The sequence below is a fragment of the Thermoleptolyngbya oregonensis NK1-22 genome, from assembly GCF_032705245.1.
Classification (GTDB): Bacteria; Cyanobacteriota; Cyanobacteriia; order Elainellales; family Elainellaceae; genus Thermoleptolyngbya; species Thermoleptolyngbya sichuanensis.
On the sequence record NZ_CP053540.1, the window covers coordinates 4280007 to 4304027 of the forward strand.

The following is a 24021-nucleotide window of genomic DNA, read 5'->3' on the forward strand; positions in this document are numbered from 1 at the left end:
AGCTTTATAAAAGCTCTAAAGAAACGGAAATAAACCCGTAAATTCTCATAACTTTAGACAACGGAACTGCCGCCAGTTTTTTACAGATTTCTTCACTACTTCTTCCTTAATCTCTTCTTTATGCGCTTTGGCAGACTTCCATCATAGTTTTCTATGATGAAGCCAGAGTTTCACACATACGCGACTCCTGTTCCAAAAATCAAGTCCTCATCTGTTCCTTCTACTAAGCATGTCTGACGGGCTAACGATTGGATTTACATCAGATCTTTAGATTTGGGACTTACGCAGTTGGACAATTTCTCGTGGGCTGCGCCCGCGAGAAATTGTCCAAAATCCAGAAAGCCTATCGCAAGTGTGTAAGTCCTGAGATTTTCAGAAGATGCACGGTCAAGACGGATAAGGCGTAACGCACTGTTTACAGCACCGTTTACAATTTATGAGGGAATTTCTGATTCCCACACTGATTCCCACACTGGTTTCAAGACTGATCGCTCTACGCTTGACTCTTGTGTCTTAGAGGGTGTTTGAAAAGGTATCGCCTGTAATGTTAAGCACTCAGAGATCCCCCCTAGCCCCCCTTAAAAATGGGGGAAACCGCCTTAAAGTCCCCCTTTTTAAGGGGGATTTAGGGGGATCTTGCACGCTTTGCGACAAACAGTAGGACTTTTCAAACATCCTCTAAGCACCTGATATCTAAGCGTTTAATAATTCTGAGCGCTGAATATCTGAGCGCTGAGGTTTAAGTACCAAAGTTTAAGCGCCAATATCCAAACTCTCGACGTAAACCCTGATTCGCTAGCTCCTTATGCCGCTCAAACCTGGTGACCCCGCCCCCGACTTTAGCCTCCCCGACGGCAACGGTAATCCTGTAAACCTCAAGGATTTTCGCGGCAAGTGGGTCGTGCTGTATTTCTACCCGCGAGACAATACGCCGGGATGTACGACCGAAGCCTGTGGGTTTCGCGATGCCTATGCAGATTACGAGGCTAGCGACGTGGTGGTGCTGGGCGTTAGCACCGACGATGCCAAATCGCACACCAAGTTTACGACCAAGTACAATCTGCCTTTCCCGCTGTTGACGGATGCCGATGGCGCAGTCGGCACGGCTTACGAAAGCTATGGGCTGAAAAAGTTTATGGGCAAGGAATATATGGGCATCAGCCGCAATACCTTTCTGATTGACCCAGATGGAAAGATTGCCAAAGTCTATCTCAAGGTCAAGCCCGACCACCACGCAGCACAAATCCTCGAAGATTTAGCAGCGCTTAGGGCATAGCTCCAGCCCCGCCTGCGATTACCCCAGCCATTCCCCCGCTATGAACCAAGTCTGGCGATACCTGAAAACAGGACTCGGCGTGGTGTTTCGGCATCCGCTGACGGGCACCAGCATTATCCCCATTCTGCCCGACGGCAAAATTGTGCTGGTGAAGCGGCGAGACAATGGGCGCTGGAGCCTGCCCGGTGGCATGGTGGACTGGGGCGAGGATATCCACAGTTCAGTGCAGCGAGAACTGGAGGAAGAGACGGGGCTGCGTTTGGTGAATGTGCGGCGGCTGGTGGGTGTGTATTCGTCGCCCAGCCGCGACCCCCGGTTTCACTCGATCTGCATTGCGATCGCCGTTGAGGTCGAAGGCGCGTTTATGGTGCAAGACCTGCTAGAGGTAGAAGAGGTGCGGGCGTTTGAGCCGACTGCCATTCCCCACGGGCATCTGTCTCACGACCACGATCGCCAGCTTCAGGATTATTTTGCAGGACTGACAACGCTAGCGTAATGTGTAGTCTGGGGTCGGTTCCCCATATCCCGACGACTTCAGACACTCCAGGATGACTCTACCCATTCGCAACGGACGCATTCGCCTGTCCCAGGGACAGATCTTTTGGCGTGAGGTGGGGCAAGGCGTGCCAATTGTGCTGCTCCACGACACCTGGAGCGACGGTGGCGAGTGGCTAGCGGTGGTGGATCTGCTAGCCGAGCAGTATCACTGTTTGATGCCGGATTTGCTGGGTTTTGGCGAGTCGGAGCGACCAAGGCTGCATTATTCTGTGGCGCTGGAGGTGGACTGTCTGGCGGAGTGGCTGGAGGCGCTGCGGCTGCGGCGGGTCTCTCTAGTAGGCGTGGGCGTGGGGGCGTGGGTGGCAGCGAGTTTTGCGCTGAAGCACGAAGAAAAGGTGGATGGACTGGTGCTGCTGGCTCCGGAGGGTGTGCAGGTGGTGGGGGCCGCGCAGCGGTGGCGGGGCGGGCGATCGCTCCTCTCCCGTGTCCCTCTAGCCCGCTGGCTGCTGAATCTGGTTGCACCTGTTGCGAAGCTATTGGGCTGGCGCAGCGTGTTGAAACTGCAAGAACGAGTGCGCCTATGGCGGCGATCGCCCGCAGCCAGCCAAATCATGTTCAACCGTCGCCCAGTGGAAATTCAGGCAGAATACATCGGCGGCGCGTCTAGTGGCTCGACCAGCGGCCCGACCAGAACCCCCAGTGGCTCGACCGGAACCCACGGACAGCATCTCTCCTGGCTCAAAGCGCCGCTGCTGCTGCTGCAAGGCGACGCAGAAAGCTCCCTCATCGCCGCCCAAATTCGCGTCTACACCGATGCCCCCCGGGCCCAGGTGCAAACGCTGCCCGGCCAAGATTTATTGCAAACTGCGCCAGACATCGTCGCCCGCTCAATTCACGCTTTTATGCGGAATAATATCCGTAGCAATGACTGATCCGCCGCGCTGTCAGGCATTTGTCGCCCCTGCGATCCTGAAGTTAATCTGAAGCCTGAAGAACTGTAATCCAGCGCACTAATCCAGCCGTACTGAGCGATGTAGGTTGCAGCTAGCTGTCTTTAAGGGTAGGTGGTGCGTTTAGATTTAAGTATTAGATTTTAGGTATCAGATTTGGAGAATGGTTCAGGTAACGGTGTGTTTCGCGTGCTTCAACCTTTTTACACACAACCTTCTTACACACAATCTCCTCACGCAAAGGAACCCACACATCAAGAAATGCTATGAAGTGATGAATTTCTTAGCCGCTTAAGGCACGTTTTCAGTGGTGGATTCAGTGTGCTGGCTTGGCAGATTTCACCGGAGCAGCCCTCATCCCCCGACTAGCATCATGGTTCGAGCATCTCTTTCACGACATCTCCGCAGGAATGACTGGACATATGCATGTAGAGGACGATCGCACTGGAATGGAAGTGGGCACGCTCAAGCGGGCCCTGGCAGATAACCTGTACTGCATCCAGGGGAAAGACGAATACTTTGCAACGGCCTACGACTATTACATGGCGCTGGCCTACACGGTGCGCGATCGCCTCACTCATCGCCGCATCAAGACCGCCCAGACCTATTTTGAGCGCGATGCCAAAATGGTCTACTACCTCTCCGCCGAGTTCCTCATTGGGCGGCTGCTGATCAACAACCTGATCAACCTGGGTATGTATGACCAGATGCGTCAGGCCCTCAAAGAGTCTGGGCTAAATCTGGACGATTTGCTAGAGCGCGAAGAAGAACCGGGCCTGGGCAACGGGGGTCTGGGCCGCCTGGCCGCCTGTTTTCTAGACTCGATGGCGACGCTGGAAATTCCCGCAATGGGCTACGGCATCCGCTACGAGTTCGGCATCTTCCGCCAACTCATCGCCAACGGCTGGCAGCACGAATGCCCTGACAACTGGCTGCGTTTCGGCAACCCTTGGGAGATCGCCCGCCCCGATTACATCGTCGAGGTGAAATTCGGCGGGCACACCGAAGCCTTTACTGACGACGAGGGCAACTACCGCGTTCACTGGATGGCGCGGAACACGGTCTACGGCACGCCCTACGACACGCCCGTTCCGGGCTACCACAACAACACTGTGAACACGCTGCGGCTATGGAGTGCCCGCGCTGGCGAAGATTTCAACTTCCAGGTGTTCGACGCAGGCGACTACACTCAAGCCGTCGCCGATAAGACCTTCTCGGAAAACATTTCCAAGGTTCTCTATCCTAACGACAACACGCCTCAGGGCAAGGAACTGCGGCTCAAGCAGGAGTATTTCTTTGTGTCCTGCTCGCTGCAAGACATTATTCGACTGTATCTGCGGAAGCACGACAATTTCGACGCTTTCCCGGATAAGGTGGCAATCCAGCTCAACGATACTCACCCGGCGATCGGCGTGGCGGAACTGATGCGCCTGCTGATCGATGAACATGGGGTCGAGTGGAACTACGCCTGGGATATCACCCGTCGCACCTTTGCCTACACCAACCATACGCTCCTAGCGGAGGCGCTGGAGAAGTGGTCGGTGAACCTGTTCCGCAAGCTGCTGCCGCGCCACCTGGAAATCATCTACGAAATCAACTACAAGTTTCTGGATGAGGTGCGATCAAAGTATCCCGATGAGCCGGAGCGTCTGGCCCGCATGTCGCTGATTCAGGAAGGGCATGAGCAGATGGTGCGGATGGCGCATCTGGCCTGCGTCGGCAGCCACACGGTCAACGGCGTAGCGGCGCTGCACACCGAACTGGTGAAGCAGGAACTCATGCACGACTTCTACGAAATGTTCCCGGAGAAGTTCCAGAACAAGACCAACGGCATTACGCCCCGACGCTGGCTGCTGATGAGCAATCCGGCGCTGTCAAGCCTAATTACTGAAAAGATCGGCGACAGTTGGATTACAAACCTGGACGACCTGCGTCGGCTAGAGGAATTTGTCCATCACGCCGATTTTCAGCAGCGCTGGCGCGACATCAAGCAGTTCAACAAGCAGCGGCTGGCAGATCACATCCTCCGCAACAACGGCATCGAAGTCAGCCCCCATTCGCTGTTTGATGTGCAAATCAAGCGAATTCACGAATATAAGCGGCAATTACTGAACGTGCTGCATGTGATCACGCTCTATCACCGGATGAAGGCGAATCCCGGTATGGACATGCTGCCGCGCACGGTGATTTTTGGCGGCAAGGCGGCTCCGGGCTACTTTATGGCCAAGATGGTGGTGAAGCTAATCAACTCTGTCGCCGACATGGTGAACCATGACCCCGACGTGGGCGATCGCCTCAAGGTGATCTTCCTGGCAAACTACGGTGTGTCTTTGGGCGAAATCTCCTACCCCGCCGCTGACCTATCGGAGCAGATTTCCACCGCTGGCAAAGAGGCATCGGGCACAGGCAACATGAAGTTTGCGCTAAACGGGGCGCTGACCATCGGCACGCTGGACGGCGCAAACGTAGAAATTCGCGAAGAAGTGGGTGCAGAAAACTTCTTCCTGTTTGGACTCACTGCGCCCGAAGTGCTGGAGATGAAGGCCAAGGGCTACAACCCGCAGCATTTCTATCAGGGCGATGAGGAACTGCGCCAGGTCGTGGATTCCATTCGCTCCGGCTACTTCTCACCCAAGGAGCCGGATCTATTCCGGGCGATCGTGGACGCACTGATGCACGGCGATGAGTATATGCTGATGGCAGACTACCGCGCCTATGTAGACTGTCAGGATCGCGTCAGCCAGGCCTATCGAAACCAGGACGAATGGACGCGAATGTCGATTCTGAACGTAGCTCGGATGGGCAAATTCTCATCCGATCGCACGATTCGGGAATACTGCAACGACATCTGGCACGTCCAGCCAGTGAGCGTGACGCTGGGCGAATATCGCTCGGAAACAGCGGGACTTCGACGGATCTAGGGGTTGCGGTATCGAACTCGACAAAAATTTGTCGATGGGGGTGTTGAGTTTGCCCTGAGTGAAGCGCCTCGCCTAAGGGGGCAACCGAAAACTCGATGGCAAAGCAGAAGCCTTGTTAGTGGCAACCCGCCTGTAGCGTCCCACCCAAAGGCAAAGCTAGGTTGACGATGCAAATGTTGGCCAATCGCCTAGTCGCAGCTAATCGGGTGGACTCCCAGTCAAACAAAAACCTCCGATGACTGACGGATCATCGGAGGTTCGTCCCATATCAAACGTGCCAACTTTGGGCTAGTCGCCTGATATTTCGCTAAAACAATTCGGATTCAGAGAGGGCATCGCAGCCGCACGAGTGCCAACACTGGAATTTTTTTGGAAAGTAACCTGGAAATATGGGGAACTTCGCGTAGGATTTGCGGATTTGACGGTAAGCGGTCTGACTCGCTCGATCGCCTTCCGCAGCAACTCTTACGCCTGTCTGGAGTAGTATTCCACCACCAGCAGTTCATTGATCGATAGCGCGACCCATTCCCGGTCGATCACGCCGTTTACCTTACCAGTCAGTTTGTTTTTGTCAAACTCCAGATGGCTGGGCAGGTTTGCCAAACCGGGGAACTGGAGATTTTCTTCTACGAGCTTCCGAGAGCGATCGCTGTCTCGCACGCCGATTTCCATACCGGGCTTGCACTGGAAGCTGGGAATGTCTACCACTCTGCCGTTGACGGTGACGTGGCCATGATTCACCAACTGACGTGCTGCTGGAATGGTAGGAGCCATGCCCATGCGAAACACGGTATTATCCAGCCGCATTTCCAGCAGTTGCAGCAGCGACTCGCCTGTAGAACCAGAGGCGCGACGAGCTTTACGAACATAGCGAAGCAGTTGACGCTCGGTAAGACCGTAGTTGTACCGGAGCTTTTGCTTCTCTTCTAGACGGACGGCATACTCAGTCCGCTTTTTGCGGGCCTGACCATGCTGTCCGGGGGGATATGCCCGCTTGGGGCTTTTGCGCGTCAGTCCGGGCAGTTCTCCCAGACGGCGCACCACTCTGAGGCGGGGACCTCGATATCGTGCCATTAGATTCCTCTCCGAAATGCTTTCCCAAAACTAACATTGTATCGCTTTATCTGCGAAGTGAACAGATCTATTTTGAAAGCACCTTGGAAGCAAAGAAAGAGAGAGAAACAGAGGGGGATTCGATTGATTGGCGCTCTACCCGTCTCTCTCCGGTTACCCAAAATCAACTGGCATACAGAACACGCAGCAAGGTTCCGTGGGAACTGTAGACTATGGACTGAACGATTCAGCGCTGGAGTGGACGAGTATGCAACCGCTAATCATTGCCCACCGGGGCGCATCGGCGAATGCCAAGGAAAATACGCTGTCAGCGTTTGAGCGGGCGATCGCCTTTGGGGCAGACATGGTGGAGTTTGACGTGCGCCGCACCAAGGATCGGGTGCTGGTGATCTACCACGATGCCGACGTGAATGAGAAGCCCATTCGCAAGCTGACCTACTCTGAACTGCACATCCTCGACCCCGACATTCCCACCCTGACAGAGGTCGTGGATCTATGCAAAGGGAAGATCCGGCTTGATGTAGAGCTAAAAGAGGCCGGCTACGAAAAGCAGGTGATGGAAATCCTGAGGCCAGCCTTCGATGCTGAGTCGATGGTGGTTACCTCGTTTCACCCCTTTGCCATCCGCCGCGTCAAGCAACACTACCCCGACGTTAAGGCGGGGTTTTTATTTGGTCATGGTACGGTTAAATTTTGCAAGTCGTTTCGGCTGAATGCGAAGTCGGTACGCGATCGCGTCCGAGAAATGCGAGCCGATTTTATCGCCCCAAACTGGCAACTGCTGAGCCATAGCCTGCTGTCGCAGGTGGTAATGGGCGATCGCCCGGTTTGGGTGTGGACGGTGAACGATGAGCCGCTGATGACAGATTTGCTAGGCGATCGCCGGATTCAGGGCATCATTACCGACCGGCCCGATGTCGGAATGCAGATCCGCGCGGCCCATCCGGATGCAGTGTTGACAGGGCGGCTCTAGCGCGATGCCCGGATCATCAGCAAAAGTCCGGCAGCGAGTCCAAACAGGTTGGGAATCCAGGCCCCCAGCACGGGGGGCAGGGCCCCAGCCTGGGCGATCGCCCCAAAAATGAAGTACAGGATATAGTACGCAAAAATAATCAGAATGCTGAGGGCAAACCCGGTCGATCGCCCAGCCCGCCGCAGTTGTGACCCCAGCGTTGCCCCCACCAGCCCGAAGACAACGCAGACAAACGGCAGCGAGATCTTCTGCTGAATTCGCACCCTCAGTTCGCGAATTTTGCCCAGGTTGCCCGCTGGCTCGATGATCTTCAAATATTCCCGCGATTCGGCGATGTTCATTTCACCATAGTCTTTGCTGCGCTGAGCCAGGTCAAGGGGCGATCGCGGCAGGGCAAGCTGCTGCTCTGTAAACCGCACAATATTCCGAAACGAGCCATCCGGCGACACCACATAAATTGTGCCGTTTTCAAAGTCCCAAGCGCTTTGCTGCGGATTCCACTGGGCCGACTCGGCACTCACAATCTGATTGAGTCCTTCCCGTGAAAAGTCGAGAATCGTCAGCCCCCGCATCCGCTTGCCGTCAAACTCCTTCGAGTAGAAAATTCGCGCTAGGGCGCTTTCGCGGCTACCATCCGGCTGTTGAACCTGCTGAAACTCCTGATAGAGAATATTGCTCTCTCGATATTCCACCTGCTCCTGATTCAGCGCCGCCCGCAGCGTTGTCGAAGCCCGCAGATTCGCCGCAGGCACAATCGACTCATTAAACGCAAACATCAGCCCCGTGATCAACAGGCAAAAAATCAGCGCAGGCAGCATCAAGCGCTGGGTGCTAATGCCACAGCCTCGCAGCGCCACCAGTTCGCTATCGCTCGACAGCCGCCCAAAGGTCATCAGCGTGGAAAGCAGCGTCGCCATCGGCAGCCCATACACAATGAATTCGGGAAACTTGAGCAGCAGCACCTCGATGGCTTTGGCAACTGGTAGCCCCTTTTCAACCACCTGATTTACTAGATAAAACAGGCTATCCACCGATACCCCAATTGAGGTAAACGCCCCCACACCAAAGAGGAACGTTGGCAGCAATTCTGAAATGATGTACCGATCCATCACCGGAATCGGCAGAAGGCGCTGCCACCAAGGCTGGCGGGGCTGGTAGGGGCGAGTGAGGGTGGTCATAGGGACGGTTGAGTTTGATGCAAGAGAAGAAGATGCAGGAGGAGAAACTGAGGGAGAATGACCTGTTGCAGAGTCGAGGGTTAGGGGTGATTTTGGGCGCTTTCGCATCAGAGGGTTCAAGCTGTCTCCTCCTCACCCCGCCATACTCTACCCCGCTCAGGGTTGAAAGCTATCGCCCAGGTAATACTGCCGCACAAGGGGATTGGCGTAGAGTTCTTCGGTGCTGCCGGAGGCGAGGATTTCGCCATCGCGCATGATGTAGGCGCGGTCGGTGATGGCGAGGGTTTCGCGGACGTTGTGGTCGGTGATGAGGATACCAATTTGGCGATCGCGCAGGGTGGCAATAATCTCCTGAATTTCGGCAACGGCGATCGGGTCAACGCCTGCAAAGGGTTCGTCCAATAAAAGAAACTGGGGCCCGTGGATGCCTGCGGCCAGGGCGCGGGCGATTTCGGTGCGACGACGCTCTCCACCAGATACGCGGTTTCCGAGTGTCCCTGCAACGGTTTCCAGGCGAAATTCCTTGAGTAGCCCACGGAGCCGAGCCTCATGCTCTTCGGCGGGCACACCAGTTTGTTGAAATACAAGCAGGATGTTGTCACGCACGCTGAGGTTGCGAAAAATGCTTGGCTCTTGGGCCAAGTAGCCAACGCCCATCCTGGCGCGTTCCTGAATTGGCAGACGAGTAATTTCCTGATTGTCTAGCCAGACGCGGCCTTGGTCTGGGCGCTCGATCCCCGTTGCAATGTAAAAGGTAGTCGTCTTGCCAGCCCCGTTTGGCCCCAGCAGCCCCACCACTTCGCCTTGCCCAACCGAAAGGCTGACGCGATTGACCACCTGCCGCCGCCCATAAGATTTATGAATGTTCTCTAAGACAATCTTCAACGGCGTACTCGCAGCAGATGGAATCAGCCAATGATCTTATCAAAGAAGCAGCGGTTCGGAAGACAGGAGCGCCCAGATCTACCCGAACGGGTTATCCGTCCGACCCAATGCGTAATACGCAAATCCAATTATTCTGGACTTTCGGGAAGCTTAAATTCTGGTTTGGGATTGAAGGCGGGCGGGGCGGCGGGGTTGCTGCCCGTGGTGGGGTTGGGGTCGGGCACGATGTAGATGGCTTCGACCTGCTGCCCGCGATCGGGGAGGGCAAGGAAGCGTCCTTCGTCCACTAGGTAGGTGACCACCTCGCCACGCAGGCTGTTGCCCTCTTGCAAGACGTAGACATTGCCGCTGAGGACGATGCGGCGCTCGCGACTGAAGTATTGCGCCTGCACAGCGGTCGCCTGGATCTGTCGGGCGGGGTAGGTGATGCGGACATTCCCCCGCGCCGTGATGACCCCAGTGACAGCGTTGGCTTCGGTAACGTCTGCTTCGAGGCGGAGGGGCTGGCCAGCCGGGGGCGGGGCTTGCGCGGTGGCAGCGTGGAAGGCGGTGGTGGGCAGCGTCAGGGCGATCGCCAACCCAGTAATCCACATCTGTTTCGTCTGTTTCGCCTGTTTCGCCTTCGGTTTTGCTTCCTGCGTTGCCCGACGTGCGCCTGCTGTGGCAGGGCTAAGAAAACGAGAGAAAACCATCATTGGGTTGCCCGGTGGTGAATTCGAAAGCCAGTGAAATCAAGCCGACAGCGTTCTGAACGGTCGTTGTGCCCCTGCAAAATATTAGCAATATTAGCGCCACGCCCCTCAATTCGAGATCCGCAGAGTCCCAGCTTTTTAAGAGAAAAAGACGCTAGAGCGCCTCAGAAGGTTCCTCAAACAAGTCCCTCGAACAAGTCTCTCGAACAAGTCCCTCACAAAACTTTCTGGAGACTTTTTAAGGGCGATCGCCCTTCTACACAAATACGCGGAACAGCGAAGCGACTTGGCTTGGCTGCTGCGCTATCTCACGGGGTGAATTGTAGGCAGGCAGGGGGCTTCGCAGCCTGGAGACGTGGAGAGCGATCGCCATAGCTCCGCCGCCTGCTCTGGCCCGCGCTGCTGCAAGTCCTCCAAGATCGCCGCGCTTTGGTGAACCAACTGCTCCACATCGACCCCGTCGTAGTCTGGTGTATAGCGCCCCAGTCGCCGCAGCCCCTCACCCAGCAGCATCGTCGCCCCACGCCCGTTGCCATTGCTGAGGTGATAGAGCGCCACAGCAATTTGCAGCACGCCCTGATAAAACGTCCGCTCTGGCTCCATTGCCTCCATCCAGATAGCCTCTAAGGTGTCATGACACTCATAAAATTGACGATGGTTAAATTGCTCAACCCCATCCCAAAATGCTGCTTCAAGCATATTTTCCTTAACTAATGTACTGGATTAAATCCACTAGATAAATTAAATTGTCAACGGATCAACAGTAAAGCCTTCTCGATATGGAGGGGAAAATGCAGGGGCAATGGATGATGTAGTTGTTCCTAATACAAAATCTCTATGGGGCACCTCGAAAAATTCAGATCCTCTTGAGAATGGCTACAAGAAAACGAGAGTTTCAGACTCCTAAAATTCTCAATAAGGCAATTAATCGAGGTGCCCTATGGTTAAACACTGGAACACATTGCTTGAATGCGTGTAGCGCTTGCCTCAGGGATAGACCTCCAAAATCATGATTGGTCTTCTCAGTGCGTTTATTTGTCGATCAATCTATCTCTTGCGAAAAAGATCCGTCTGTGCCCTATCCCCCCTGAGGGCATTGAAATCTGGGACACAACCAGATTAACTATGAGTGTTAAAAAGCACGGTTGAAAGACTCGCAAAATCTGATTTAAATCTGTTTATATTTCAAGGCCGTATAGATTGATTACATCACCTGGTTTAGATAGACAGAGTTCCAGCAATCCGTCGAGGATCTGAAGTGAATCTGAAGATTTATTTCTCCAGGTCTTATCTAAGATACTGTGTGGAGGTCGCCATGTTCGACAAAAAACTCAAGATTAATTCAAGATTTGGCAAGTATTGTTAGGCATGGTTAGGCATGGTTTTAATGGCGCGTTAAATCATCATAGAAAGACACACGAAGAAGCATGTGGAGTATGTGGAAGAGTTACTTAAACCAATCATTCAAATCATCCCAATCATTCAAATCATCCGTCAAAAGTGCTGGATTTGCGCTGCTGGCAGTTGGTTTACTTTCCGCTTGTTCTGGTGACGATGCGCCTCAGAGTAATGCCCCCCAGGGGCAAACGCAGGCCCAGGCGCAAGGTCAGGGGACTTTGCAGATTCGGGCCAACGGCGAAGATTTTGTGCGTCAGGGGTTTGTGTCCAAGGATGGATGGGAGGTGTCTTTCGACCATGTGTATGTCAATCTAGCGGATATTACCGCTTATCAGACTGATCCCCCTTTTAATCCTGAAGGTGCAGACCCCATCCGGGCGCAACAGCAGGTGACGCTGCCGGGAGAAAAGACGGTTGACCTGGCGGCAGGCGATGAAAATGCAGACCCGATTCTGGTGGGAGAGGTGGCGGCTCCGGCGGGTCGCTATAATGCGCTGTCGTGGCGAATGGCGAATGCCAAGGACGGCCCCGCCAAGGGCTATGCGCTGGTGATTGTGGGAACGGGCGTGAAAGATGGGCAAACGGTGAACTTTACGCTTAACCTGGATCGCGAAATGACGTTTACCTGTGGGGATTTTGTGGGCGATGCGCGTAAGGGCATCTTGGAGGCAAACGGCAGCGCCGACCTAGAGGCAACGTTCCACTTTGACCATTTGTTTGGGGATGGCGATGCTCCAGCAGACGACGAACTCAACACGGGGGCGCTGGGCTTTGGGCCGATCGCTGCGCTGGCTCAGAATGGGCGGGTGAGTGCCGACTTGAAAACCCTGGACGCAAGTTTGTCTAAGGAAAACCGCGACTTGCTAAACAGCATCCTGCCCTCGCTGGGGCATGTGGGCGAGGGTCACTGTCGCCAGTCTTAGCTCTTGGTCTGCACTGAGTCTGCTTGGTCTTCGCTGGTGCGTCCCGAGGTTTGGAGCGATTTGGGAACGGTTCAGGAACATCCAGATTAGATCTGACCGGGTGAACTCTGGTTCCTTAAGTTTGATTTGGGTGTCGTTCGTTGAGTGTTTTGTTGAGCGTTCTGTTGAGTGATCTGTTCTGTTGAGTGAGCTAAAGTTGGGCATTTTACGGCGAGGTTTGAGTATGGATTACCAGGGAGCGCAGGGGGTGGGGCGCTTTTTGAAACGCTGTTTAAGCTGTTTAAGACGGTTTGGGACGCGGCTTGTCCTGGGGTTTGGGGCGCTGCGATTTGGGCTGCTGGCGATCGCCACGGGGATAACCATCGCCAACCTGTCTGCACCGGCCCACGCCCACGGAGTCGATATTACCTATCAGGAGACGCGGGCGATCGCCCTGGAAGCTCGCTACGACGGTGGACAGCCCATGTCTGGGGCCCAGGTTGCAGTCTTTTCGCCCGCCGATCCGCAAACCCCCTGGCTGCGGGGCACGGCCGATGAATCCGGTCGCTTTCTCTTTGCGCCTGACCCGGCCCAACCCGGCAACTGGGAGGTGCAGGTGCGGCAGGCAGGGCATGGCGAAATTTTGGTGATTCCGGTAGGGGGCGGTGCGGCGGCGGGCGCTGGTGAACCTGCATCCGCTGCCACCAGTTCCCCTGAAACCAGTTCCCCTGAAACCAGTTCCTCTGCAATCAGTCCCCCAGTATCGCGCTCCGGCGGCGGGCTAAATCCAATTCAAAGATTCGTCATGGCGGCTTCGGTGATTTGGGGCTGCGTAGGAACGGCGCTGTTTTTCTCTCGACGACCCAAGGCTCACAATGCACATACCTGATGGCATCCTCCCCGCGCCCGTCTGCATTGGTGGCTATGCGTTGGCGGCACCGCTGCTGGGTTACGCGCTGCGGAAAATTAACCGAATGCCAGACGTGACGGAGCAAATCCCCAAGGCATCACTGCTGACGGCAGCCTTTTTCATTGCATCGTCCATCCACATTCCGATTCCGCCAGCAAGTGTGCATCTGGTGCTGAACGGGCTGCTGGGCGCGGTCTTGGGCTATTTTGCAGTGCCTGCGATCGCCATTGGGCTATTTCTGCAAGCGGTCATGTTTGGGCACGGCGGCCTGACGACACTGGGCGTTAACACCGTGCTAATGGGCTTTCCAGCGCTGGTGGCGGCGTGGGTGTTTCGACTGCGCCATCGGTTTGGGCGGCTGGGGGCGAGGCGAGCAGATCTCCTGTTTGCGTTTTTGGCAGGGGCGATTGGACTAGGGCTGGCAGCGCTGATTTTCTTTGGGCTGATTTTGGCGACGATTCCCGGTGGGCTGGATGCTCAGGCAGAGCGAGTCGCCGTCTACGGACTCGTCGCATCGCATATTCCGCTGGCGCTGATTGAGGGCGTGTTTACGGCAATGCTGGTGGGCTTTTTGCGGCGGGTCAAGCCAGAATTGTTGCAAGACCCGACTCGATCTGACCCGTCGGCGTTGCAGCCAGCCGGCCAGCCCTCAAAAAAATCGACGGGCGGGAGGGCTGCATGAGGCTGGTGATGGATGAGTTTGCCCATCTCGACTCGCCGATCCACCGCTGGGAGCCGCGCTGCAAGCTGCTGGGGCTGGTGACGCTGATGTTTGCCTTTGCGTTTGTGGAGCGGGGTTGGCTGGTGCCCGTGGTGCTGGCGATCGCCCTCTCGCTCTACAGGCTGGCGCGGCTGCCCCTCTCGTTTCTGCGATCGCGCCTGCGCTATCCGGGCTATTTTCTGCTGGGCGTGGTGGCGCTGCTGCCGTTCTGTTCGGGGCAGACCATCCTGTGGCAACTGGGGCCCGTGGCGCTGCGTCAGGAAGGGCTGTCTGCCATGCTGCTGATTGCGGGGCGATTTTTGGCCATCGTCACGACGGGCTTTATTTTGCTGGGCACAACGCCGTTTCTGACGCTGGTGGCTGCGCTGCGATCGCTCGGGCTGCCGCCAGTGCTGGCCGATATGACCCTGCTGACCTATCGCTACTTATTTGACCTAGCCGAAACCCTGGCTACCATGAAACTGGCCATGCGGCTGCGCGGCTTTGGGCAAGTTCCATCGGGCGATCGCCATCGGGGTTTCTCCATCCCCTTTCTGCCCCGGCAAACCGATCTGGGTAATTTATCCGCTCTGGCGGGAACCTTACTCATCCGCAGCTATGAACAGTCTGAGCGCGTCTACAAAGCCATGCGGCTGCGCGGCTACGGCTATACGCCCCGATCCGGCGCTGCACCTGTTGCCCACCCAAAAACGCCGTTCTCCAACCTCGGTCTGGCTAGCGTGATGGGGCTGGCGGGCGCGGTTGGTCTGGCGATCGCCCTTCTGGGGCTAGGATTCGTCCCTGTCTCCTCCGGCGTTCCGCAACTCACCCATCTCCTATCGTTTCGCTAGTTCGCTGCTTCATGTCTCACGCGCTAATCCTGACTCAATGACCCAAACCGACCTCCGCCCAACCTGCTCTGACCCTGTTTGCGCCCCGATTCCCAATGCGCTGACCGTGGCAAATCTTACCTTTGCCTATCCCGGACAGCCCCGCACGCTGCAAGACGTATCGCTGCAAATCGCAGACGGCGAACGGGTCGGCATCATCGGCCACAACGGCTGCGGCAAGACGACGCTGTTCACCCTGATGTGTGGGGTGCTGCGCCCTGACGCAGGCGAGATTTTCCTGTTTGGAGAACCCGTGCGGGCCGGACATTTTCATCCAGGCGTGGGGCTACTGTTTCAATCGCCTAACGATCAGCTTTTCTCGGCATCGGTGTGGGATGATGTCGCCTTTGGCCCACAGAATATGGGCCTGTCGCCCGAAGAGGTGGCCCAGCGAGTGCAAGAGGCGCTGATGCTGACGGGCACGGCCGACCTCGCAGCGCGACCGCCGCACCACCTGTCGGGCGGGCAAAAGCAGATGGTGGCGATCGCCGGAATTTTGGCCATGCGTCCCCGCGTGGTGCTGTATGACGAACCCTCTGCCAGCCTGGATCTCCGCACCCGTCGCCGCCTGATCCAATTTTTGCAGCGTGCGCCCCAGACCTTGCTGATCGCGTCCCACGATCTGGAACTGGTGCTGGAAGTGTGCGATCGCGTGATTTTGCTAGACGAAGGGCGCATCATTGCCGACGGCGACCCGCGCCAGATCATGGGCGATCAGGAACTCATGGAAGCGCATGGTCTCGAAAAACCCCACTCCTTGATGCCCCACCTCCTGCCACACCACGACTAATCTTGCAGATCTCATTTCCCAGATTACTTGCAGCGAAGTCGCACATAAACGCACATCAAATCGCTGAAAATTGTTGAAACCCCTGCAACCTCCCGAACTGGCAATCCAAAGACGGGCGATCTAAAACCAGGCGCTCCAAAACCAGGCAACCCAAAATCGCTAATCTAAAATCGCTAATCTAAAATCCTCAATCTAAAATCCAAAACCAATCCCAAAGACTCATTCCCCTGCGGAAGCGTTGAGCATGACGCTGCGATAGTGAGATTCGACCGAGTGGTGCTGCGATCGCCCGGTTTCTGGATTCAGCGGCTGCTGTCGCAATGCTCGGTAGAGCGCGTGGGTGTCCACCGTTTGCACCTGGCCCCCTGCCACCCGTAGCCGCCCCTGCACCCACACCGCATCGACAACCTGCGTCGGTCGTCCCAATACCAAAAGCTGGAGCGGGTTGGTGCGCGGCAGCATCGAAGGATGGTCGAGGTTGTAAAGCACTAGGTCAGCATCCATTCCAGGAGTAAGGCTGCCCGTGCGATCGCCCAAATTCACGCCCTTTGCGCCGCCGACTGTCGCTAGGTGCAGCGCCCCCTCCGGTGTTAGCCAATGTTCGTAATCGCTGTCGGAAACTGTATGCAAAATCGTACCCAGCTTGATCGCCTCCAGCAGGTTTTGGGCATCGTTGCTGGCGGCTCCATCACAGCCAAAGGATACATTTAGCCCCGCCTGCAAACACTTGAGAATGGGAGCTACACCGCTCCCCAGGCGCAAATTGCTGACGGGGTTATGCACCAGCGTCGCCCCCGTGGAAGCCAGCAGCGAAATGTCAGCCTCGTCAATCCACACGCCGTGAGCCAAAGAGGTGCGCGGCCCCAGACAGCCCAAATTGTAGAGATGCTGCACCGCGCTAATTCCATAGCGCTCCTGGGCAAGACGATGCTGCGTGCGGGTTTCGAGCAAATGAGTATGATAACAAAGCTGATGGCGATCGCCCAGTTCAGCACAGCCCGTCAGCAGTTCGTCCGAGCAGCGATGGAAACCTGTCGGCCCTAGCCCGATGTAAATGCCCTCGTCGGGAGCATGAAACTCGTCAATCAGCGCCTCCATCAGCGCCAGCCACTCCGCCGCAGACCGGGACGAAGCAGACTGCGGCAACAGGCAGCCCTTTGGAAAGCCCGACGCAAAAGGCAAATCCTGAATCAGCGGCGCAATCACGGCGCGAATGCCCACCTCCCGATAGCCGCGTACCAGCGCTTCTACCGTCTCCCGCTCCTGCCCCGGAATTAGATACGCATGATCCATCAGGCAAGTGCCGCCCGACAGCAGCGTATCCACCGCCGTACTCACTGCGCCCCAGTAGAACTGCTCCAACTGCCGTGGCGTGGAGTCAAACACGTTTGCCAGCCACAGTTCTAGCGGCAACTGAGGAATCAGCCCCCGCTGCCACACCTGAGAAGAGTGAGTATGTCCATTCACAAAACCAGGGAGCAATAACTTATCCTCACCTGTAATGACTTGCTGATCCAGATCGTCTGGCAGCGTCAAAGCGGGCGCAACAGCCTGGATTTTCTGATCAGTTAGTAAAACGTCAACTGACTTTAGAGCAAGATTCTGATAAGCAAGGACATTACGAATGAGAGTTTTCATAGCAGGGATCTGAGTTTTTACGGTTAGAGTTCAAACTGGATACCATGAAACCATGAAAGCTCGCTGTCAACTCGTTTCATTAAAATTAGGACCTACGCAGTTGGACGATTTCTCGCGGGCTGCACCTGCGAGAAATTGCCCAAAACACAGAAAAGTTATCGCAAGTGCGTAACTCCTGAAAATAAAAAAGAGGTCAAACTTGGTATCTGACCTCAACACTTTTAGCATTCAGAGTCCCAGTTTAGCTAATGCCAATTTGATCAGGGAATCTTGCTAGGCATTGCTTTAAAACTTTCTAGGTCGGCAATTGCCCTGAGTCGATCCCCCTGAATCCCCCTTGAAAAGGGGGACTTCCGGAGCGGTTTAGCCCAGTTCCCTCCTTGTTAAGGGGGGCTAAAGGGGGATCAAACCTGTTTCCCCCTTGTTAAGGTAGGGTTGATTCTCTAGCCGGAAGAATACAGATTGGAAGAGATGAGATCAAGACAAACGAGATGGGAGTAGAAGCATTAATTGAACAATTAGAAACGATTCCAGATTGGCGGCGGGGACGGAAAGTCCAATATCCCCTGTGGTTGATGCTGTTGATGAGCTTGTTGGGTGTCATGAGCGGGTATAGCAGCCTTAGAGGGCTAGAAGACTTCATGAAGCGTCACCAACAGGAAGTCGCTGAATTATTCGACTTAGCGAAAGCGAAACTCCCCAGTTACTCCACCTTGCGGGATATGACCCTGCATGTGGATGCCCTCAAGGTTGCTGAAATATTCATGCGATGGGCGAACCAAGCATTGCCGACAGAACCAGGGGAGGTGATATCGCTGGATGGCAAAGCGTTAGCTAGTACCCTGAAGGACTGCTATGGCAAGCAGCAAGATTTTGTCACCGTCGTGAGTGCCTGTGTGCAACGGTGGGATGTGGTGATTGGGCAAGTGAGCTTCCACAATGGCGAAAGCAGTGAGATTGTAAGCGTTAGACAGTTGCTGCAACAGCTTGATGTCAAAGGCGTGTGGGTGACCTTGGATGCGTTGCACACCCAAAAAAACGGTTTGTGAGATTATCGACGTTGGCAATCATTACTGCATTGGACTCAAAGCCAATCAACGCAAGTTGCTGGAGCAGGCACAGCAGTGCGCTCAAACTCAAGTTCCTCTGAGTTCTCACGAGTTCCTCGATACCTCTCATGGTCGGGTTGTGACTCGTCGGGTTCGAGTCTTTGCTGCTCCCCCAGAGCTATCCCAAGATTGGCAAGCGTTAGCGGCATTTGTCTGCGTTGAGCGTTCGGGAGTCCGTCAGCGACAGCCTTTTAAGCGACAGTCCTGGTTTATCATCTCTCAAGTCATAGACGCCCAACAGCTGAGTGGGATGATTCAAGCCCATCGGGGCACAACAGAAAACAAATTACATTGGGTTAAAGATGTCGTGCAGGGTGAAGATGCTTCCCGGATTCACGCTGCTAACCCTGCAACGCTGATGGCACTGTTGCGCTCCTGGGCAATTTCTTTGTTTCGTAAAGCTGGCTATTCCTCCATTACAAAAGCCATTCGCTTGTTCCAGCATGATTTGCCGACTCTGATTTCTTTTATCTAGAGAATCAGCCCTACCTTGTTAAGGGGGGCTAAGGGGGGATCAAAGGATTTTAAAACACGCCCTACGCAAATAGTTCAAAAAGGCTGAATAAACAGCCTCAGTCAACATAGCTCAGTCCAATGCTGTTGTTTGCATTAAATGTTACGGTTGCGCCACAGAGCGCGACATCTGACCAAATGAGAGGATTAAATCCTCCACCCAACTGAATCCTGACACTGTTGGCTTCACACTGGCTTTCATTCAGCGCAATCTCTTGAGTTTGTCCTGGGTGCAGCACAGAGTTTAGAACATTAACTCCGCCAATTTCTACGGACTGCAAATTGACGTTGCTGTTATTAACTACCTTCAACTGACTAGAAGAAGCGGTGTAGTTAATCACGCAGACGATTTGATAGCGATGGTGGAAGCCACAGCCAGCGCCAGCATGAGTCCATCCGGGTGAGAAAATGTTGGTTCGATGTCCTCGGCTGGGAACGCCATCATCCACAATTAGATCCAGGACAACTTCCTGTGCTGCCGGAGAGCCATAGGCAATGTTTTCTCCGCTCTGGGTAAACCGTGTGCCCTGACGCTCTAGACGCTGCTGCCAGGTGCTACCGTCTGAGCCGATGTGTCCGAATGCACCACCGGCCTGATCATGGGCATGGGCTTTGGCGGCCTGAGCAGCGCTGCTAGAGGGGCTGATGGGCGGAAGGGGGGCCTGATTTTGCAAAAAGGCGATCGCCTCTCGCACCGCAGCCTGTCCTTCTTGGGTTGTCAATGTGCAATTGGGGCCACAGCCGTTTGGAATATTACCTGCTGCATCCATGCTGGCTAAACGCGCCTCTAGCAGCGGAATGTAGCTGGCTGGATCTTGTCGAACTTTGTTGTGTTCAGCAATGATATCCTGCTCGATTTGTGCCCAGTCATCTTGGGCCTGTGCATTGGCTCGTTTGCCAATGGTCAATCCATTAAACCGATTCGCTAATTGGGGCGATTCTGTCTGGCGAGATAGAGACTGTGAAACCAGGAAAATGGGCAGGATTAAGAACAATCGACACCAGATATTGGTGAAGAAACTGTGAACCTTAGGCATAATTTTGTGAACGTTTGACCGAATGAAGTCCGAATGAAACTGACTTTGCTTTAGAACGCCCCAACTCACTCATTGGAATGAGCGGTGGATACTTTCAGCATAGGAATATTCATTCTCCAAACGTCAACAGCAACTCTGAGGAAATTCTCTGACTAAACTTGGGCTGCACCCTGCTTTTCAGGAACCAGTTTGTGATTGGGATGCTCACTCCGGATCAACATAGAAAGCTGGCGGCGCATGAGAATTCCTGGCTGATCGGAGGGGATGTGCTGTTCGGCCGCAATATCGATCGGTGTGTCATAGTCGGTCGATTCCAGCACCCGCTTATCTTCGTCTACCACCTGTCGATCAAACGCAATGATGGATTCGGCGCTGGCATCGGCTTCAGTATCATTGCGAATGCAAAATTGAACGATTTGTGACGTGCGATCGCTCACAGGGGTTGCCGCCGTAAAAATCAGGTGCATCAGCCCATTGGGATAGGTAATTTTGAGCGTGCGGCTAAAGGGGGCATACCAGGTCGATTCGACCTGCCGCACCGTGAGCGTGTCAGGAATGTTCAAAAGCTGCTGCTGGATTGGCGGATTCACCACGGGCACCGTCGCATAGACCTTCAGACCCAGTTCCAGTGGCACAATTTCCGACTTGGCGGGCTTGGGCTGTTCCGTCACCCCAAAGGATTCTGCGTGAACAATGCTGAAATGGGCATTGTCAAACGAGTTTTCCATCACCCGCAGCCCGCTGCACTGCCAAGGCTCATAAAATTGCGGAATCAGGCGATGTTCGGCCGCCTCGGCTTCAGGGATTTCTGGGATGGGCAGCAGCGGATCGTCCGACAGGCAAACCCAGGCATAGCCGTAGCGCTCGGCACACTGAAACGCTGGGACGCGATAGGTCTTGGGAATTGCCGCGCCGGGAGCAAGCTGGGGTACGTCGGTACAGGTTCCTGCGCCGTCAAACGACCAGCCATGATAGGGGCAGCGCACGCAGCCATTGTTGACAGTGCCCATCGACAGCTTTGCTGAACGGTGACAGCAGCGATCGCCCAGGGCCGCAGGCTTCCCGTCTCGATCCAGCCACAGCACCAGCGGTTGCCCCAGCAGAGTAAAGGATTGTGGCCCGTCCATCAGTTGGGCAAGCGGCATGACGGGATACCAGAAGCGCCGCAGCACAGGTTCTTGAGTTACAAGCATGAACAGTTCTCGAATAAAGATAAGGTAAGCTTTGGATGAGAATGTGAGAGTTTGATCCCCCTAAATCCCCCTTGATCAAGGGGGACTTTTCCACCTAAATCCCCCTCGATCAGGGGGGACTTTGAGGCTTGCTTTCCTATGCGAAGACAGAGCGGGGGATCAATCCCGCAGCGACCCACCAGACTGTTAGACGCGGGTTGCTTCGACTTTTGCAGGCGTGGCGGGGGCGACTCGATCGCCGCGACGCTGCTCCGTTTCGCCATGCTCCTTCAGCAGCCGGGCCAGGCGGTGGCGCATAATAATGCCAGGGCGATCGCTCGCCATGTGCTGCTCTTCTGCCAAGCTTAGCGGCGCGTCGTAATCCGTTCCTTCCAGAATCACGCGATCCTCCAGCGTCACCTGGCGATCGAACGCAATAATGTCTGCTGCCTTTGCCTCCGCTTCGGTGTCATTTCGCAAGCAAAACTGAATCACCTGCGAAGTCTGATCGTCAATCGGCGTGTACGCAGTAAAGATGAGATGCGTCAAGCCGTTTGGATAGTCAATCTTCAGCGTGCGAGCAAAGGGCATGTACCAAGTGCGCGTGTTGGTGCGAATCGTTTTTTCCTCACCAATGCCCAGGTTCTTTTTCTGCAAATCTGGGTTCAGCACCTCCAGCCAGTGCTTCATCACAAAGCCAAATTCCGTTTCCGTCACCTCGTCGATTGGCGGCGGCTGGGGATTGGACTGATCGCCCCAAGAACTTGCGTGGACAAAGTGACCGTGGGCGCTGTCGAAGGAGTTTTCAATCGCCCGCAGGCCGCCTACCTTCCACGTTTCATAAAACTCCTGGATAAACCGAAAACTGGGGTCAGTAAATTCGGGAATGCTGGGAATCGGTTGCAGCGGGTCTTCGTCTAAACACACCCAGACGTAGCCATAGCGCTCGGCACACTGAAACGCAGGCACGCGGTAGGTCTTGGGAATAGCAGTGTCGGCATCTAGCTGGGGCACCTTGGTACAGCTTCCCTGCGAGTCAAATTCCCAGCCGTGATAGGGGCAGCGCACACAGCCGTTTTCGACAATTCCCAGCGACAACTGAGCAGAGCGGTGGCAGCAGCGGTCGGCTAGCACCGCAGGTTGCCCGTTGGCATCGAGCCACAGCACCAGCGGTTGCCGCAAAAGCGTGAAGGCTTGTGGGCCGTTGAGCAACTGCTCGATTGGCATGACGGGATACCAGAAGCGGCGCAGCACGGGCTGTTGGGTCGTCAGCATGATGTTCTCCAAATGAAACGAGTGAATGGATGAAGCGAACGATGGCACTCAAGATAAGAGGGACAATGGGATTAAAACGGAATGAATTGATACAACGGAACGAATTGTTACAGGTGGGCAGGTTATAGACGGGCGGGTTAGCGATGGACAGGTTACCGATAGACGGGTTATCGATGGGCAGGTTATCGATGGGCAGGTTCAAGGCACGATGTCAGAATTCAAGAAACTTTCGTATATTGGTTCTACAGGGATGCATTCCTTCTTGTGTTCAGTCTTGTATACAAGAAGATAGTGTCCTTAAGCGGGTCAAATCTGTATCTAGGACTACAGAATTGACCTTTTCTACCACATTTTTCTACTACATTTTGGAGTCGTCTTGTGGCTAAAGCTAGCGCTCAGGCTGCCAAAGCAGACCGCAAACCCTCAGGCAGCAGCGTCGATCGCATCTATGAGCAACTCAGGCAAATGGCAATGAACTATCAGTTTCGCCCCGGTGAGCCGCTGAACGAGGTGGAACTGGCGGCCTCATTTTCCGTGAGCCGTACCCCTCTGCGGGAGGTGTTGAACCGTCTGGTGGCGGAGGGCTTGCTGGATTTTGTGCCGCGCAAGGGCTTTTCCTGCAAGCCGCTGGATACGCAGCGCATATTTGACCTATATGAAGTCCGCTGCGGGCTGGAAATAATGAGCGCCCGACTTGCCACCGAACGCGCCACCGATGCCGAGCTTCAGGACTTGCAGCAGCGCTGGAGCGCCATCTCAGACTCTTTCTGCGACCTGACTGCTGTAGAATGTGCCCGCTGCGACGAGCAGTTTCATGAGCAGATTGCCCAGCTTTCCCACAACGCTGAACTGCTGCGATCGCTCCAAAACGTGAATGCCCGCGCCCACTATCTGCGGCTGATTTCGATGGAACAGGAACACTATCGTCGCACCACCTGCGCCGAGCATCGCCTGATTTTGCAGGCAATGGGCGATCGCAACGCTGAAGCCGCTGCCCACTGCATGTCGGCCCACGTCACGCTACGACAGGAGGAGTTGGTGGAGGTCATTAAAGAGGCGATCGCCCGACTCTACATGACCTGAGATAAACTGACCTGAGATAAACTGACCTGAGATAACCTAACCTGAGATAACCTGACCTGAGATAACTTGGGATACAAAAAAGCTGCGTCAGAAAAGACTGCCGCAGCCTGGGGATTTGAGCGCCGTGTCTTGAGCGCTATGTCTTGAGCGCTATGTC

20 protein-coding genes and 2 pseudogenes are annotated in these 24021 nt (G+C 55.0%); 13 read left to right on the forward strand and 9 right to left on the reverse strand.

Annotated elements, in window-relative coordinates:
• The first annotated feature begins 805 nt into the window (after nucleotides 1-805).
• The 5 genes and pseudogenes from bcp to HNI00_RS17960 form a co-directional block, all read left to right on the forward strand.
• Nucleotides 806-1276, forward strand: coding sequence for a thioredoxin-dependent thiol peroxidase (bcp, locus tag HNI00_RS17940; protein ID WP_316788112.1), 471 nt, complete (start codon nucleotides 806-808; stop codon nucleotides 1274-1276).
• Nucleotides 1277-1316: 40 nt separating this feature from the next.
• Nucleotides 1317-1772 carry an NUDIX domain-containing protein gene (locus HNI00_RS17945; protein ID WP_297078600.1) on the forward strand — a complete coding sequence of 152 codons (456 nt, stop codon included), beginning with the start codon at nucleotides 1317-1319 and terminating at the stop codon, nucleotides 1770-1772.
• A gap of 52 nt (nucleotides 1773-1824) precedes the next feature.
• Nucleotides 1825-2706, forward strand: coding sequence for an alpha/beta fold hydrolase (locus HNI00_RS17950; protein ID WP_316788115.1), 882 nt, complete (start codon nucleotides 1825-1827; stop codon nucleotides 2704-2706).
• A 428-nt stretch (nucleotides 2707-3134) separates the two neighbouring features.
• The gene (locus HNI00_RS17955; protein ID WP_316788116.1) at nucleotides 3135-5645 is read left to right on the forward strand and encodes a glycogen/starch/alpha-glucan phosphorylase; all 2511 of its coding nucleotides are present in this window, start codon (nucleotides 3135-3137) and stop codon (nucleotides 5643-5645) included.
• Between the two features lie 9 nt (nucleotides 5646-5654).
• A pseudogene (locus HNI00_RS17960) lies at nucleotides 5655-5881 on the forward strand (IS630 family transposase); the annotation flags it as partial.
• Between the two features lie 229 nt (nucleotides 5882-6110).
• On the opposite strand, the gene rpsD reads toward HNI00_RS17960, so the two are convergent.
• Nucleotides 6111-6719 (reverse strand): 30S ribosomal protein S4, encoded by a 609-nt coding sequence (gene rpsD, locus HNI00_RS17965; protein ID WP_172354951.1) that lies wholly within the window; start codon nucleotides 6717-6719, stop codon nucleotides 6111-6113.
• A 196-nt stretch (nucleotides 6720-6915) separates the two neighbouring features.
• Here rpsD and HNI00_RS17970 point away from each other — a divergent pair, with 196 nt between their 5' ends.
• Nucleotides 6916-7692: a glycerophosphodiester phosphodiesterase gene (locus tag HNI00_RS17970; protein ID WP_316788121.1), complete on the forward strand. Its 777-nt coding sequence runs from the start codon at nucleotides 6916-6918 to the stop codon at nucleotides 7690-7692.
• On the opposite strand, the gene HNI00_RS17975 is transcribed toward HNI00_RS17970, so the two are convergent.
• From HNI00_RS17975 to HNI00_RS17990, 4 genes are all read right to left on the reverse strand, one after another.
• Nucleotides 7689-8801 carry an LptF/LptG family permease gene (locus HNI00_RS17975; protein WP_420156387.1) on the reverse strand — a complete coding sequence of 371 codons (1113 nt, stop codon included), beginning with the start codon at nucleotides 8799-8801 and terminating at the stop codon, nucleotides 7689-7691. The genes HNI00_RS17970 and HNI00_RS17975 overlap by 4 nt on opposite strands.
• Nucleotides 8802-9026: 225 nt before the next feature.
• Nucleotides 9027-9755, reverse strand: coding sequence for an LPS export ABC transporter ATP-binding protein (gene lptB / locus HNI00_RS17980; RefSeq protein ID WP_316788125.1), 729 nt, complete (start codon nucleotides 9753-9755; stop codon nucleotides 9027-9029).
• 128 nt (nucleotides 9756-9883) lie between these two features.
• Entirely contained in the window at nucleotides 9884-10348 is a 465-nt protein-coding gene (locus HNI00_RS17985; RefSeq protein WP_420156388.1) for an LptA/OstA family protein, read from the reverse strand.
• Between the two features lie 402 nt (nucleotides 10349-10750).
• Complete coding sequence (locus HNI00_RS17990; RefSeq protein WP_316788128.1) at nucleotides 10751-11146, reverse strand: DUF309 domain-containing protein; 396 nt, start codon at nucleotides 11144-11146, stop codon at nucleotides 10751-10753.
• Between the two features lie 917 nt (nucleotides 11147-12063).
• Here HNI00_RS17990 and HNI00_RS17995 point away from each other — a divergent pair.
• From HNI00_RS17995 to HNI00_RS18015, 5 genes are all read left to right on the forward strand, one after another.
• Nucleotides 12064-12768, forward strand: coding sequence for a hypothetical protein (locus HNI00_RS17995; RefSeq protein ID WP_316788130.1), 705 nt, complete (start codon nucleotides 12064-12066; stop codon nucleotides 12766-12768).
• Nucleotides 12769-12991: 223 nt separating this feature from the next.
• A complete protein-coding gene (locus HNI00_RS18000; RefSeq protein WP_316788132.1) occupies nucleotides 12992-13636 on the forward strand; it encodes a carboxypeptidase-like regulatory domain-containing protein in 645 nt (214 codons plus the stop codon).
• A complete protein-coding gene (cbiM, locus tag HNI00_RS18005) occupies nucleotides 13623-14339 on the forward strand; it encodes a cobalt transporter CbiM (protein WP_172356988.1) in 717 nt (238 codons plus the stop codon). Before HNI00_RS18000 ends, cbiM begins: the two co-directional genes overlap by 14 nt.
• Nucleotides 14336-15208 carry a cobalt ECF transporter T component CbiQ gene (gene cbiQ / locus HNI00_RS18010; RefSeq protein ID WP_316788134.1) on the forward strand — a complete coding sequence of 291 codons (873 nt, stop codon included), beginning with the start codon at nucleotides 14336-14338 and terminating at the stop codon, nucleotides 15206-15208. Before cbiM ends, cbiQ begins: the two co-directional genes overlap by 4 nt.
• A gap of 37 nt (nucleotides 15209-15245) precedes the next feature.
• Nucleotides 15246-16037, forward strand: a complete 792-nt coding sequence (locus HNI00_RS18015) for an energy-coupling factor ABC transporter ATP-binding protein (protein ID WP_316788136.1) — start codon at nucleotides 15246-15248, stop codon at nucleotides 16035-16037.
• Between the two features lie 219 nt (nucleotides 16038-16256).
• On the opposite strand, the gene HNI00_RS18020 is transcribed toward HNI00_RS18015, so the two are convergent.
• Nucleotides 16257-17573, reverse strand: a complete 1317-nt coding sequence (locus tag HNI00_RS18020) for an amidohydrolase family protein (RefSeq protein WP_316788137.1) — start codon at nucleotides 17571-17573, stop codon at nucleotides 16257-16259.
• 593 nt (nucleotides 17574-18166) lie between these two features.
• On the opposite strand from HNI00_RS18020, the pseudogene HNI00_RS22200 reads away from it, so the two are divergent.
• A pseudogene (locus HNI00_RS22200) lies at nucleotides 18167-19259 on the forward strand (ISAs1 family transposase).
• A gap of 97 nt (nucleotides 19260-19356) precedes the next feature.
• Here HNI00_RS22200 and HNI00_RS18035 read toward each other — a convergent pair.
• From HNI00_RS18035 to HNI00_RS18045, 3 genes are all read right to left on the reverse strand, one after another.
• Entirely contained in the window at nucleotides 19357-20334 is a 978-nt protein-coding gene (locus HNI00_RS18035; protein WP_316788143.1) for a CAP domain-containing protein, read from the reverse strand.
• A 152-nt stretch (nucleotides 20335-20486) separates the two neighbouring features.
• Nucleotides 20487-21527 carry an aromatic ring-hydroxylating dioxygenase subunit alpha gene (locus tag HNI00_RS18040; protein WP_316788146.1) on the reverse strand — a complete coding sequence of 347 codons (1041 nt, stop codon included), beginning with the start codon at nucleotides 21525-21527 and terminating at the stop codon, nucleotides 20487-20489.
• Between the two features lie 186 nt (nucleotides 21528-21713).
• Nucleotides 21714-22781 (reverse strand): aromatic ring-hydroxylating dioxygenase subunit alpha, encoded by a 1068-nt coding sequence (locus HNI00_RS18045; protein ID WP_316788148.1) that lies wholly within the window; start codon nucleotides 22779-22781, stop codon nucleotides 21714-21716.
• A gap of 378 nt (nucleotides 22782-23159) precedes the next feature.
• Here HNI00_RS18045 and HNI00_RS18050 point away from each other — a divergent pair, with 378 nt between their 5' ends.
• A complete protein-coding gene (locus HNI00_RS18050) occupies nucleotides 23160-23864 on the forward strand; it encodes a GntR family transcriptional regulator (protein WP_316788150.1) in 705 nt (234 codons plus the stop codon).
• The last annotated feature ends 157 nt before the right edge of the window (nucleotides 23865-24021 follow it).